The organism is Salinicola sp. CPA57 (assembly GCF_003206035.1).
Lineage (GTDB): Bacteria > Pseudomonadota > Gammaproteobacteria > Pseudomonadales > Halomonadaceae > Salinicola > Salinicola socius.
Genome location: NZ_PZJR01000005.1, coordinates 62,261 through 74,777 on the forward strand (window position 1 = coordinate 62,261; position 12,517 = coordinate 74,777).

At 63.2% G+C, this 12,517-nt stretch carries 12 protein-coding genes; 7 read left to right on the forward strand and 5 right to left on the reverse strand.

Going from position 1 to position 12,517, the window contains the following annotated elements:
* Positions 1 to 52: 52 nt before the first annotated feature.
* On the reverse strand, positions 53 to 1,531 hold the full coding sequence (locus tag DOM36_RS06750) for a sodium:alanine symporter family protein (protein ID WP_110642120.1): 1,479 nt from the start codon (positions 1,529 to 1,531) through the stop codon (positions 53 to 55).
* 162 nt (positions 1,532 to 1,693) lie between these two features.
* On the opposite strand from DOM36_RS06750, the gene DOM36_RS06755 reads away from it, so the two are divergent.
* On the forward strand, positions 1,694 to 2,086 hold the full coding sequence (locus DOM36_RS06755; RefSeq protein WP_075568474.1) for a DUF423 domain-containing protein: 393 nt from the start codon (positions 1,694 to 1,696) through the stop codon (positions 2,084 to 2,086).
* A 167-nt stretch (positions 2,087 to 2,253) separates the two neighbouring features.
* Here DOM36_RS06755 and DOM36_RS06760 read toward each other — a convergent pair whose 3' ends face one another.
* Both DOM36_RS06760 and DOM36_RS06765 read right to left on the reverse strand, forming a co-directional pair.
* On the reverse strand, positions 2,254 to 2,670 hold the full coding sequence (locus DOM36_RS06760) for a PaaI family thioesterase (RefSeq protein ID WP_075568473.1): 417 nt from the start codon (positions 2,668 to 2,670) through the stop codon (positions 2,254 to 2,256).
* Between the two features lie 194 nt (positions 2,671 to 2,864).
* A complete protein-coding gene (locus DOM36_RS06765) occupies positions 2,865 to 5,057 on the reverse strand; it encodes a malate synthase G (RefSeq protein ID WP_110642311.1) in 2,193 nt (730 codons plus the stop codon).
* A 253-nt stretch (positions 5,058 to 5,310) separates the two neighbouring features.
* On the opposite strand from DOM36_RS06765, the gene DOM36_RS06770 reads away from it, so the two are divergent.
* The 3 genes from DOM36_RS06770 to DOM36_RS06780 all read left to right on the forward strand — a co-directional run bounded on the left by DOM36_RS06770 (position 5,311) and on the right by DOM36_RS06780 (position 8,031).
* Positions 5,311 to 6,336 (forward strand): alpha/beta hydrolase, encoded by a 1,026-nt coding sequence (locus tag DOM36_RS06770; protein WP_110642122.1) that lies wholly within the window; start codon positions 5,311 to 5,313, stop codon positions 6,334 to 6,336.
* Positions 6,333 to 6,842 carry a hypothetical protein gene (locus DOM36_RS06775; RefSeq protein ID WP_110642124.1) on the forward strand — a complete coding sequence of 170 codons (510 nt, stop codon included), beginning with the start codon at positions 6,333 to 6,335 and terminating at the stop codon, positions 6,840 to 6,842. Before DOM36_RS06770 ends, DOM36_RS06775 begins: the two co-directional genes overlap by 4 nt.
* A gap of 76 nt (positions 6,843 to 6,918) precedes the next feature.
* Positions 6,919 to 8,031, forward strand: a complete 1,113-nt coding sequence (locus DOM36_RS06780) for an aminotransferase class I/II-fold pyridoxal phosphate-dependent enzyme (RefSeq protein ID WP_110642126.1) — start codon at positions 6,919 to 6,921, stop codon at positions 8,029 to 8,031.
* 16 nt (positions 8,032 to 8,047) lie between these two features.
* Here DOM36_RS06780 and DOM36_RS06785 read toward each other — a convergent pair whose 3' ends face one another.
* Both DOM36_RS06785 and DOM36_RS06790 read right to left on the reverse strand, forming a co-directional pair.
* Positions 8,048 to 9,568 (reverse strand): YifB family Mg chelatase-like AAA ATPase, encoded by a 1,521-nt coding sequence (locus DOM36_RS06785; RefSeq protein ID WP_110642128.1) that lies wholly within the window; start codon positions 9,566 to 9,568, stop codon positions 8,048 to 8,050.
* Between the two features lie 139 nt (positions 9,569 to 9,707).
* A complete protein-coding gene (locus DOM36_RS06790; RefSeq protein ID WP_075568468.1) occupies positions 9,708 to 10,034 on the reverse strand; it encodes an accessory factor UbiK family protein in 327 nt (108 codons plus the stop codon).
* A gap of 280 nt (positions 10,035 to 10,314) precedes the next feature.
* On the opposite strand from DOM36_RS06790, the gene DOM36_RS06795 reads away from it, so the two are divergent.
* The 3 genes from DOM36_RS06795 (at position 10,315) to glnK (ending at position 12,437) form a co-directional block, all read left to right on the forward strand.
* On the forward strand, positions 10,315 to 10,653 hold the full coding sequence (locus DOM36_RS06795; RefSeq protein ID WP_071231037.1) for a P-II family nitrogen regulator: 339 nt from the start codon (positions 10,315 to 10,317) through the stop codon (positions 10,651 to 10,653).
* Positions 10,654 to 10,678: 25 nt separating this feature from the next.
* On the forward strand, positions 10,679 to 11,929 hold the full coding sequence (locus DOM36_RS06800; RefSeq protein ID WP_110642130.1) for an ammonium transporter: 1,251 nt from the start codon (positions 10,679 to 10,681) through the stop codon (positions 11,927 to 11,929).
* Between the two features lie 169 nt (positions 11,930 to 12,098).
* The gene (gene glnK / locus DOM36_RS06805) at positions 12,099 to 12,437 is read left to right on the forward strand and encodes a P-II family nitrogen regulator (protein ID WP_075568466.1); all 339 of its coding nucleotides are present in this window, start codon (positions 12,099 to 12,101) and stop codon (positions 12,435 to 12,437) included.
* The last annotated feature ends 80 nt before the right edge of the window (positions 12,438 to 12,517 follow it).

The following is a 12,517-nucleotide window of genomic DNA, read 5'->3' on the forward strand; positions in this document are numbered from 1 at the left end:
GCATTGTAGCGCCTCACGAAGAATCAGGCATCCTGGTCAGGCATCGTACGAGTCAGACGGTGCTTTCGCGCGCCGGCCACACATCGGCGTCGACCTGCTCGGGACGCTTCAGCACCTTCTGGGGATCGAAGGTCGGCTCATGCACCCCTTCCTTGCGCTGACGCTCGTAATCCTTGAGCACACGCAGCGCGATCGGGCACAGCAGCAGAATCGCAATGAGGTTGGTGGTGGCCATCAGCCCCATGGCGAGATCGGCGAAATCCCACACGAACTGCAATTGGGCGACGGAACCGATCATCACCATCGCCAACACCGCAATGCGCAGCACCGAGACCGCCATTTTGGAATGACGTTTGAACAGGTACTCGATATTGATCTGAGAGTAGGAGAAGTTGGCAATGATCGAGGTGAACGCGAACAGGAAGATGGCGATCGCGATGAAAATCTCGCCGAAGCTGCCGAGGTGGTCGACCATCGCGTCCTGAGTCAGCTGGATGCCGACGATATCCTGCCCCGGCGAGGTGCTCATCAGACGTTCGTAGACGCCCGAAAGCAGAATCACCACCGCGGTGCAGCTGCAGATCACCAGCGTATCGATGAACACGCCGAAGGATTGCACCAGCCCCTGCGCCGCCGGGTGCTTGACGTCCGCCTGGGCGGCCGCATTGGGCGCCGAGCCCATGCCTGCTTCGTTGGAGAACAGGCCGCGCTTGATGCCGTTCTCCATCGCGATCTTGATGGTATAACCCACCGCACCACCGACCGCCGGACCATAGCCGAAGGCGCTCTTGATGATCAGCTCCAGCATCGCGGGCACTTCACCGATGTTCACCACCAGGACATAAAGCGCCACCAGGAAGTAACCGATGGCCATGATCGGCACGATCTTCTCGGCCGTGCGCGCAACGGACTTGAGGCCCCCGTAGATCACCAGCGCCGTGATGATCACCAGCGCCACACCGGTCATCCAGTTGGGGATCGAGAACGCCTGGGACAGGCCCTGCGCAATGGTATTGGACTGGGCGCCGTTGAAAGCCAGACCGTAAGCGATCAGCAGGAAGATCGCGAACAGCACGCTCATCCAGCGCTGGCCCAGGGCCCGTTCGATGTAGTACGCCGGACCGCCGCGAAAGACGCCATCCTCATTACGCTTCTTGTAGGTCTGGGCCAGGGTCGATTCGACGAACGATGTGGCAAAGCCGACCAGTGCTGTCATCCACATCCAGAAGATCGCCCCGGGGCCGCCGACCCACAGAGCGATCGCCACACCTGCCAGGTTGCCGGTGCCAACCCGTGCCGCCAATGATGTCGCGAAAGCCTGAAAGCCGCTGACGCCGGTGCCGGAACCGCGGCTGTGAAAGGTGACACGGGCCATGTGGCCGAACAACCGGAACTGCATGAAGCCCGTGAGAACGGTGAACAGAATCCCGGCACCCAGCAGCAGGTAGAGCAGGATATAGGTCCAGACAAAATCACTGAGCGGGGTCATGACCGCATAGATCGCGTCGTGAAGCGTGTTGATGAATTCCATTTCGGAGATCCTTATGGATGACGATGACGTCGCAAGCGCTGGCAGGCGGCTGCCGAGGCGGTTTTTTACGCGCTAGACTAGCAGGCGTCAATTCCGCGACTGACGCCTCTATCAAGCATAGCCGCCTTCAAGCAAGCATAGTCGCCATCAAGGAGTCGTAACATGCACCCAAAGTGGGCCTGGATTTTCGCCGCACTGAGCGGATTCATTCTCGTGGCGGCCGGCGCCTTCGGTGCTCACGCGCTGGCCGGCATCCTGTCGCCGCGCGATCTTGAAGTCTTCCATACCGCCGTGCGTTATCAGGCATGGCACACGCTGGCCGTCATGGCCGTGCTCGCCTGGCACGGACAGCGTCCTCTGCGGGGGCAGATGCTGGCCGTCGGGCTCTGGTTCACGGGGATGGTACTGTTCAGCGGATCGCTCTACGGCCTGATCCTCAGTGGCGTGCGCCCCCTGGGTATCGTCACGCCGGTCGGCGGGCTGCTGCTGATGGCGGGCTGGCTGGCACTGGCCTGGAGCGCCTGGCATCAACGCTCGGCATACCCCGGGGAATAGTCCGGGGAAATAGTCCGGGGAAATAGTCCGGGGAAACAGTCGGGGAAAGAGAGATGAGAAACCGATCGCAAAATAGCGCAGCGGATCGGTGCGGGAAACGCTTGATAAGGCTATGCGAAGGACCGCGCCAAGGACTGTGCGAATGACGCTGGCAATGGCGCCATCGATCAGTCGTCCCGATCCGGCAGCACGTAGGTTGCCGTCACCAGCGCGACGGGCTCGTCGTCGCCGGTGGAGAACAGCTGGACCTCGCCCACCGCAAGCCGCTGGCCGAGCTTGATGATGCGTGCGTTGGCGATGAGATCCCGGTCGCCGCGGGCGCGACGCAGAAAATGGCAGTTGAGACTGCTGGTCACCGCCATCGCCTCCGGCCCGATCTGAGCCAGAATCGCCACGTAGAGACAGACATCGGCCAGATTCACCATCGACGGTCCGGAGACACAGGCGCCGGGACGCAGGTGCTCGTCCTCGATCGCCAGACTCATGGTCGCTCGCAGGTGATCGACGGCCTCGATGGTGCCCTGACGCTGGGGAAAGACGTCGTCGAGAAAATCCTCGATTTCGGCGGCGGTCATTACGGTCATCGGACTCTCCCAGGACGTCACGTTCGATGGACGGCACTCGATTCGGGGGAAAAACAACGCAGCCGTCAAGATAGCGCAAGCCATCATCGAGTCACAGAGGCAAAACGGCGAGCCGCGAAAACCAGTCTGCGCCCGCAGTCTACAAAGAAAAGCGCCAGCGACAATGTCGCTGGCGCTTTTACGTAGCTCGTAGCTCAGTGCTTCGCCTTGTCCACGGCGCGCCAGTGATGCAGCAGCGGCTCGGTGTAGCCGGAGGGCTGTTCGCGGCCCTTGAAGATCAGATCCGACGCGGCCTGAAACGCGGTGGAATCATCCAGCCGCGAGGTCATCGGCGTGTAGCCGGAATCGCCGGCATTCTGCTCGTCGACCACCTTGGCCATGCGCTCGAGGGTTTCGCGCACCTGCGCTTCGTCCACGATCCCGTGGTGCAGCCAGTTGGCGATGTGCTGGCTGGAGATACGCAGCGTGGCGCGATCTTCCATCAGCCCGACGTTGTGGATATCCGGCACCTTGGAGCAACCGACCCCGTGCTCGACCCAGCGCACCACGTAGCCGAGAATGCCTTGGCAGTTGTTGTCGAGTTCCTGCTGGATTTCGTCGGCTCGCCAGGCCGCCTTGGGATCGACCGGCACGGTCAGCAGATCGTCGAGCAGATTCGTTTCCCCTTGATCTTCCAGTTCGCGCTGGACCGCGCCGACATCGATCTGATGATAGTGCAGCGCGTGCAGCACCGCGGCGGTCGGCGACGGCACCCAGGCGGTATTGGCGCCGGCCTTGGGATGGCCCACCTTCTGCTCGAGCATCGCCGCCATCAGATCCGGCATCGCCCACATGCCCTTGCCGATCTGGGCCCGCCCGCGCAGTCCACAGGCCAGCCCGATCTGGACGTTGCTGCGTTCGTAGGCAGCGATCCACTGGCTGCCTTTCATGTCACCCTTGCGCAGCATCGGCCCCGCATTCATGGCCGTATGCATCTCGTCGCCGGTGCGATCGAGAAAGCCGGTATTGATGAACGCGACCCGCGACGAGGCCGCTTCGATGCAGGCCTTGAGGTTGACCGAGGTCCGCCGCTCCTCATCCATGATGCCCATCTTCAGCGTGTCCGCCGGCAGCCCGAGCAGCTGTTCGACGCGCCCGAACAGCTCGTCGGCAAAGGCCACTTCCTGCGGGCCGTGCATCTTGGGTTTGACGATATACAGCGACCCGGCGCGCGAATTGCCCAGCGAGGTCTCCGCCTTCCGTTTCAGATCATGCAGACCGATCAGCGAGGTCATCACCGCGTCCAGAATGCCCTCGGGAATCTCGTTGCCGTCGCCATCGAGAATGGCCGGCGTCGTCATCAGATGACCGACGTTACGCACGAACATCAGCGAGCGGCCCGGCAGCGTCAGCGAGCCGCCATCCGGCAGGGTGTAATCCCGATCCGGATTGAGACGCCGGGTCACGGTCTTGCCGCCCTTGTCGAAGCGCTCCTCGAGATCGCCTTTCATCAGACCGAGCCAGTTGCGATAGACCAGCGTCTTGTCCTCGGCATCGACGGCGGCAATCGAGTCTTCGCAATCCATGATCGTGGTGATCGCCGCTTCGACCAGCAGATCCTTGACGTGGGCCGGGTCGGTCCTGCCGATCGGATGCTCGGCATCGATCTGGATTTCGAGATGCAGGCCATGATTGGAGAGCAGGATGGCATCGGGCGAGGCGGCCTCGCCCTGGAAGCCGACGAAATGGCCCGGGTTCTTCAGCCCGGTATCGCGCCCGCCCTCGAGTTTTACCGACAGTCGATTGTCACGAACGACGTAGCCAACGGCATCCCGATGCGTCCCGGTCGCCAGCGGCGCGGCCATGTCGAGCACGTTGCGGGCATAGGCGATCACCTTGGCGCCGCGCTTGGGGTTGTAGTCGCCACCCTTCTCGGCGCCATCGGCCTCGCTGATCACGTCGGTGCCGTAGAGCGCGTCGTAGAGACTGCCCCAGCGGGCGTTGGCGGCGTTCAGCGCGTAGCGCGCGTTGTTAACCGGCACCACCAGCTGCGGCCCGGCCTGACGCGCGATCTCGGCATCGACATTGGCCGTGGAGGCCTGCACCTTGGCCGGCGCGTCGACCAGATAGCCGATCTCCTCGAGGAAGGCGCGATAGCCCGCCATGTCCTTGATTTCACCCGGATTGGCCTGGTGCCATTCATCGAGCTTGGCCTGAAGGCGATCGCGCTCGGCCAGCAGTTCCCGATTGCGAGGCGCCAGGTCATGAACCAGCGCATCGAAACCGGCCCAGAACGCGTCGGCCTCGATGCCGGTGCCGGGCATGACTTCATCGACGATGAAGCGATCGAGCTCGTTCGCTACCTGTAATCGGTGATGAGTGGTACGTTTTGTCGTAGCGGATGTCATGTTCGTCTCCAGATCGGCGGTCACTGAGGCCACAGTCATCGTCTCGTCATCCTGCGACGTCATCGGGCCCAAGATTATTTATGGAAAATATTTCCACATACTGTACGACATCATAATCAGCCAGTCGGGCATTGTCTTCTTCGACCTTCGTCAGCCGCCGTCGGCGCTGTCTCGACGGCCTGCCATCGCCCGCTTCATGCCATGGTTTCGGCGGCGCACGGCGAGTAGCATAGGCGGACCAGGAGACACACGCATGCTCGACTTTTCGCCACTCAAGACGGTTGGCACCGTCCGCCATATCGAAACGCCCACCGATTCGCCACTGGCCGGCTATCTCGATCACTACCGGTTGTCGGCACTGCTGGAAGCCCATCCCGACCTCCAGCTTCATGCCGGTTTCCTGCAGGCCGAAGGCGAGGCAGGCCGAACCTTCGAACTGTGGACTCAGGTGTGGGTCCCGCCCGCCCCCCGCGGGACGATCTTCGTGGTTCACGGCTACTTCGATCATCTCGGGCTCTACGGCCATCTGCTCGAACGACTGCTGGCGCTCGGCTGGCAGGTCGTGATGTGGGATCTGCCCGGCCACGGACTCTCCAGCGGTGCTCGTGCCACCATCGATGATTTCACCGATTACGTGAAGTGCTTCAATAGCATCGAACGCCAGATCGCCGACCTGAATCTCGCGCCGGGCCCGTGGCTGGCGATCGGCCAAAGCACGGGCGCCTCGATCGTCGCCACCGATGCCCTGGCGCGCGGCGATCAGGCGCCGTGGCAAGGGCTGGTAATGCTGGCGCCGCTGGTCCGCCCGTGGGGCTGGAATCAGTCGCGCTGGCTCCACCGTATCGCCAGTCCGTTCGTGGATACCATTCCCCGAAAGTATCGCGCCAATACCACCAATCTCGACTTCGCCGATTTTTTACGTCTGCACGACCCGCTGCAGGACGATCATCTGGCACTGACCTGGGTCACCGCGATGCGCCGCTGGATGCCGACGCTGCTGAAGCGTCCGCCCAGCGAGCTGCCGGTGCTGATCCTGCAGGGCGAGCAGGACCTGACCGTCGACTGGAGCTGGAATCTCAAGGCACTGCGGCGCAAGTTTCCGCGCGCCCAGGTGGTGCGGCACCCCGATGCCCGCCACCACCTGGTCAACGAGGCGGAGCCGATCCGACGTCTGCTTTTCGAAGCGCTCGATGACTTTCTGACACGCTTCGCGGCGACGCACCCACCAGCTCCCGTTCCAAAGCCAAAGCCAAAGCCAAAGCCAAAGCCAAAGCCATGAAGTTTCTGCTCGTCAGCATCCTGGTCATGACGCTGGCCGGCTGCGCTGGCCTCAGCCAGTCGCCGCCGGACGCTCGCGAAGCGCTGCGCGGGTTGGCGGATAACGCGGCCCGAGGCCTGCTCGAGACGCCGCCCTGGTCTTTCGAGAACGCCTCGGCGGTCACTGTCCTGATGCGCCCGGCGCAGGTGGATGCGTCACTGCCGATTACCCCCGAGGCGCTCAATGAAGCGCTGGCCCGGGGGCTGCTGAGCCAGGAGAACGCACCGCACGTGCTGGACTGGGCGCCCGTCTCGATGTCGCAAAGCGCCAGCCAGCAGTGGCTGCTGCAAGCCCGGCTCAGCGCCGAGACCCCGCCGCTGCACTTGAGCGACCGTATCCTGCAGCCCTATCGGCTGCAGTTCGATCTATCCCGGCCGGGGGACGAGGGTACTCACTGGCACTGGCAGGCCAGCGGCGCGGTGGATCTTGACGCCCTGCCATCGGACGATGCCCTCCCGGCACCGTGAACTCGCCAGTGAACGTCGCTGCCCCTTTTATCGTTTCCACCATCCGCTATCGCTCAACGTCACGACTGAGAAGCCCATGTCACGCTTTGCTCCCCATCTCGAAAACCAGCACGGCCCCCACAATCCCTTCCCCGGCTTACAGGCGCTGGAACGCCGTCTGGGCCACGCGCTGCCCCATCGCATCGGTTCCAATGAAGGGTTGGATATGCCCCATCGGGCGCTGGCGGCGCGATTCGGAAGCGACATCGCCGACCTCGCCCGTACCTACGGCGACGCCGAGGCGTGGCGGATTCGCGAGCTGCTCGCCGAAGGCCTGGGGCTGCCGATGGAGACACTGCTGGTAGATGCGGGCGCGGACAGCCTGATGGCGCTGACGCTGCGTGCGCTGTGCGAGCCGGGGGACACGGTCATCACCAGCGCCGGCACCTACCCGACCTGGAGCTACTTCGTGCACGGACACGGCTGTCGCCAGATCGAAGTCGAGTACGCCAGCGGCCCGGGTTATCTGGCCCCGGACCTCGGCGGGCTGGCAGCCGCGGCCAAGCGCGAACGGGCTCGGGTGGTCTATCTGGCCAACCCCGACAACCCCGCCGGCCATCTCCACAGCGATGCCGACGTGCGTGCACTGCGCGAGCACCTTCCCGACGACTGCACCCTGGTGCTGGACGAGGCCTACCACGATTTTCGTGACGATGCGGACGCGTCCGAAGCCAATGCCGTCTGGCCCGGCGTGATTCGGCTACGCACCTTCTCCAAGGCTCATGGACTGGCAGGGCTGCGTGTGGGTTACGCCATCGCCTTGCCGGAAACCCGAGCCATGCTGTTGAAGGTGAGGATTCACTACGCCGTCTCGTCGCTGGCGCTGGCGGCCGCAGAGACCGTGCTCCGGCATCCCGACGAAACCCGCGAGCACGTGGCAGCGGTGGTCAAGCGACGCGAAGCGCTGAGCCAATGGTTGCAGGAGCGTGGCGCCGAGGTGCTGCCCAGCACGACCAATTTCGTCAGTCTGAGAATGGAAACCGCCGAACGCGCGAGCGAGATCCACCGGCAGCTGCTGGCGGAAGGCACGCTGATCCACCGCCCCGCCCATCCCGCGCTGGGGCACGTGCTGCGCATCAGCGCGCTCGATGACGCGCTGGTACCGGGAAGACTCGAGACGTTGGCCCTGGCGCTGCAGGAAGCGAATTGAGCAACGCCTTCAGGACTCAGGCCCGCATGGGATCGTTGGCTTTCAACATGCGATCCAGCTGGCGATAGCCGATCGCCTCCATCAGTTGCGCCTTGCCGACACGCGTTTCACCGCTGAGGTCGGCCAGGGTCAAGGCGACCCGCAGTACGCGGTGATAGGCCCGTGCGGAAAGGTTGAGACGGTCCAGAACGCTTGCGAACCACTGGCGCTCGTCCGGCGACAAGGCGCACGCCGCTTCCAGCTCGGGCCCCGGCAGGTGGGCGTTGAGCAAGCCTCGCGCCTGCTGGCGCCGGCGGGCGGCCAGGACACGCTCCATCACGCTGGCGGAAGATTCGCCGGGCGTCTGGTCGGTCAGTTGGGTGGCGGGGAGTGCCGGCACTTCGACCTGGAGATCGATCCGGTCCAGCAGCGGCCCGGACAGCCGTGACTGGTAGCGCTGGATCTGCGCCGGGCTGCAGTGGCAGCGCTGGCGCGGGTCGCCGAGATGGCCACACGGGCAAGGATTCATCGCCGCGACAAGCTGGAAACGGGCCGGAAAGCGGCGCTGATGATTGGCCCGGGAGATCAGAATCTGCGCCGACTCCATCGGCTCGCGCAGCACTTCCAGCACGTGGCGATCGAACTCCGGGAGTTCGTCCAGAAACAGCACGCCCTGATGCGCCAGCGATATCTCGCCGGGTCTCGGTCGCGATCCTCCACCGACCAGCGCGACACTGCTCGAGGTGTGATGCGGGTTGCGAAACGGTCGCTGCCCCCAGCGTTCCATGATCGGCAGCCCGCAGACCGAGCGCACGGCGGCGACCTCGAGCGATTCGTCCTGTGTCAGGGGCGGCAGAATGCCGGCCAGCCGGCTCGCCAGCATGGTCTTGCCGGTGCCCGGCGGACCTGCCAGCAGCAGGTTGTGACCGCCCGCCGCCGCGACTTCCAGCGCTCGGCGCGCCTGATGCTGCCCTTTGACGTCTGCCATGTCGGGCTGCGGAACCCGCGCCTGAACCGGCGCCCCAAACTGGTGCGCAGGGAGCTTCTCGCGACCCAGTAAATGACCCACCACTTCGAGAATATGCCCCGCCGCGAACACCTCGACGCCATCGGCCAGCGCGGCCTCGTCGGCATTGGCAAGCGGGACGATGAGACCGCGACCTGCGCGTCGCGCCGCCAGTGCCGTGGGCAGTACGCCGGTCACCGGGCGCAGCGCGCCGTCCAGTGCCAGTTCGCCGACGATCTCGAGCTTTTCGGCCGCTTCGACCGGCACCTGACCGGAGGCCATCAGAATGCCCAGGGCAATGGGGAGGTCGAAACGCCCGCCATCCTTGGGCAGGTCGGCGGGCGCCAGATTGAGCGTGATGCGGCGAGAAGGGAATTCGAATCCGGCATTGATGAGCGCGCTTCGAACGCGCTCGCGGCTCTCCTTGACCGCGGCCTCCGGCAGTCCGACCAGCGTCAGCCCGGGCAGGCCGTTACTGAGATGTACCTCGATCAGGACTTCCGGTGCCTCGAGTCCGAGGCTGGCGCGAGCGCGCACGATGGCAAGGGTCATGTCGTCTCCCAGGTCCACACCTGGGCGGGTGCCACAGGCCAGAGGCATGCCGGAGCGGCATGCCATCCAGCCTACACGACTACATAATGTTACGCATTATTGCAATCATGGGTAACGCTCCGAACCGTCGTCACCTCGCTCAGGATTTCTTCCCGTGAGCGCTGCCATCCACATCGTCGATGGGCGGCACGTGGGGCTGGACCCTGGGCTGGGATGCCTGCTCGCTCTGGAGCGTGTTCTCCAGTGCCGCGACCTGCTCCTCCAATGCCTCGACCCGCTCACGAGTGCGCTGAAGCACTTCCATCATGATGTCGAAGTCCTCTCGAGACACGATTTCCATGCGTTCCATCGCGCCACGCAACACGCCCTGCATGTTGCGCTGAATATCGCCCGGCGCTTGAGACGCGCCATGCAACTTGTCGCCCAACTGCCTGGTCAAGCGTTCGAACCGATCCTGTGCCGACATGACGTTCTCTCCTTGGTGCCCTGCTGCGTTGATGATCATCGCCGTGATGGCTAGCCATTCAGCATACGCAAAGTCACGCTTTCTCGCCTGCGCACAAACGGTGCACACCGAAAACCCAGGCGCCTCTTATTGGTGCGGTTATCGGGCATCACCGTTACGCGCCAGAGCGTAGCGACGACAAAAACGACTTCAAGTCATTGATTTAAATGACGTCGATGCCGAGTGGCATGTGTCCTGCGTGTAACCTTTAGGCGCTAGCCGACTACGGGAGAGACATGGGATGAAACTCATCACCGCCATCATTAAACCCTTCAAGCTCGACGATGTGCGCGAGGCACTGGCCGATAACGGCGTGCAGGGCATCACCGTCACAGAAGTGAAAGGGTTTGGTCGTCAGAAAGGCCATACCGAGCTTTATCGCGGCGCGGAATACGTCGTCGATTTCCTGCCGAAGGTGAAGGTCGAAGTCGCTGTCGAAGACGATCGTGTCGATGGCGTGCTGGATTCGATCCGCAATGCCGCCAACAGCGGCAAGATCGGCGACGGCAAGCTGTTCGTCACGCCACTCGAAGATGTGATCCGGATTCGAACCGGGGAACGCGGGGCCGACGCCGTTTAACGGCGCGGAACGAGGAGACAAAAGAATGAATGATCAAGTGGTTCAACTTTCCTACGCACTCGACACCTTCTACTTTCTGGTGACTGGTGCCCTGGTGATGTGGATGGCGGCCGGTTTTGCCATGCTCGAGGCGGGCCTGGTTCGCGCCAAGAACACCACCGAGATTCTGACCAAGAACGTCGTTCTCTACGCCATTGCCTGTACCATGTATCTGCTGGTCGGCTATCACATCATGTACTCCAGCGAGAGCGGTGGCTTCTTCCCGAGCCTCGGCTTTCTGATCGGTGCGGAAAACAGCGTCGACGACGTGATGTCCAGCGGCGGCGACGTCTACTACTCCGCGCGTTCGGACTTCTTCTTCCAGGTCGTCTTCGTTGCCACGGCCATGTCGATCGTCTCCGGTGCCGTCGCCGAACGCATGAAGCTCTGGGCGTTCATGCTCTTCGCCGTCGTCATGACCGGCTTCATCTATCCGATCCAGGGCTACTGGAAGTGGGGCGGCGGTTTCCTCGACGCAGCCGGTTTCCAGGATTTCGCCGGGTCCGGTGTCGTCCACCTGTGTGGCGCGACAGCCGCTTTCGCCGGGGTTCTGCTGCTGGGCGCGCGCAAGGGCAAGTACGGCAAGAACGGTGCTATCTACGCGATTCCTGGCTCCAACCTGCCGCTGGCAACGCTCGGCACCTTCATCCTGTGGCTGGGCTGGTTCGGTTTCAACGGTGGCTCCGAGCTGATGGTTTCCAATATCGGTGAAGCCAACGCCGTGGCGCAGGTTTTCGTCAACACCAACGCGGCCGCGGCCGGTGGCGTCATCGCCGCGATCATTCTGGCCAAGCTCTGGTTCCGCAAGGCCGACCTGACCATGGCATTGAACGGCGCCCTGGCGGGCCTGGTTGCCATCACTGCCGAGCCGCTGGCGCCGACCGCGCTCACCGCCACGCTGATCGGTGCAGTCGGTGGCCTGCTGGTGGTCGTCGCCATCGTGACGCTCGACAAGGTCAAGATCGATGATCCGGTCGGTGCCATCTCGGTTCACGGCGTGGTCGGCATCTGGGGGCTGATCGCGGTACCCTTCTCCAACGGTGATGCCACCTTCGGCGCCCAGTTGCTGGGTATCGCGACGATCTTCGCCTGGACCTTCATCGCCAGCCTGATCGTCTGGGGCATCATCAAGGCCGTCATGGGTATCCGAGTCTCCGAAGAAGAAGAATATGAAGGCGTCGACATCGCGGAATGCGGTATGGAAGCCTATCCTGAATTCAACGTCGGCAAGAAGTAAGCCGATACACCGAGTGAGCTGGCGTGCTCCCCTGGCCCCCTTCGGGGGGCCTTTTTTAATTCCCGCGATCGGCGGTGTATGCTTAAACTAACGGTCGTCCGGCATTCATGACGGCGACTCAAGGACTTGAGCGCACATTATCCGTCCATCGCACGCGAGGAGAACTTCCATGAAACTGGTTACCGCCATTATCAAACCGTTCAAGCTGGACGACGTGCGTGAATCTCTATCCGAGATCGGCGTGCAGGGTGTCACCGTGACCGAGGTCAAGGGTTTCGGTCGCCAGAAAGGTCACACCGAGCTCTATCGTGGCGCCGAGTACGTGGTCGACTTCCTTCCCAAGATCAAGCTCGAGGTCGCCGTCGACGACGGCATGAGCGATCAGGTGATCGATGCCATCACCAAGGTGGCCAACACCGGCAAGATCGGCGACGGCAAGATCTTCGTCTCGCCGCTGGAGCAGGTGATTCGTATCCGTACCGGCGAGACCGGCAAAGACGCGGTCTGAAAACTGGCTGCGCTCGAAATCAGCCCAAAAAAAACCGCCTCCACGGTCCTGCCGGGGAGGCGGTTTTTATTTCCGCTTCG

Excerpts from the sequence above, each read along its gene's own strand:
- DOM36_RS06795 (WP_071231037.1), top strand. The coding sequence starts at position 10,315 with ATGAAACTCATCACCGCCATCATTAAACCCTTCAAGCTCGACGATGTG.
- DOM36_RS06785 (WP_110642128.1), bottom strand. The coding sequence starts at position 9,568 with ATGACCCTTGCCATCGTGCGCGCTCGCGCCAGCCTCGGACTCGAGGCA.
- DOM36_RS06750 (WP_110642120.1), bottom strand. The coding sequence starts at position 1,531 with ATGGAATTCATCAACACGCTTCACGACGCGATCTATGCGGTCATGACC.
- DOM36_RS06770 (WP_110642122.1), top strand. The coding sequence starts at position 5,311 with ATGCTCGACTTTTCGCCACTCAAGACGGTTGGCACCGTCCGCCATATC.
- DOM36_RS06790 (WP_075568468.1), bottom strand. The coding sequence starts at position 10,034 with ATGTCGGCACAGGATCGGTTCGAACGCTTGACCAGGCAGTTGGGCGAC.
- glnK (WP_075568466.1), top strand. The coding sequence starts at position 12,099 with ATGAAACTGGTTACCGCCATTATCAAACCGTTCAAGCTGGACGACGTG.
- DOM36_RS06780 (WP_110642126.1), top strand. The coding sequence starts at position 6,919 with ATGTCACGCTTTGCTCCCCATCTCGAAAACCAGCACGGCCCCCACAAT.
- DOM36_RS06755 (WP_075568474.1), top strand. The coding sequence starts at position 1,694 with ATGCACCCAAAGTGGGCCTGGATTTTCGCCGCACTGAGCGGATTCATT.
- DOM36_RS06775 (WP_110642124.1), top strand. The coding sequence starts at position 6,333 with ATGAAGTTTCTGCTCGTCAGCATCCTGGTCATGACGCTGGCCGGCTGC.
- DOM36_RS06765 (WP_110642311.1), bottom strand. The coding sequence starts at position 5,057 with ATGACATCCGCTACGACAAAACGTACCACTCATCACCGATTACAGGTA.
- DOM36_RS06760 (WP_075568473.1), bottom strand. The coding sequence starts at position 2,670 with ATGACCGTAATGACCGCCGCCGAAATCGAGGATTTTCTCGACGACGTC.
- DOM36_RS06800 (WP_110642130.1), top strand. The coding sequence starts at position 10,679 with ATGAATGATCAAGTGGTTCAACTTTCCTACGCACTCGACACCTTCTAC.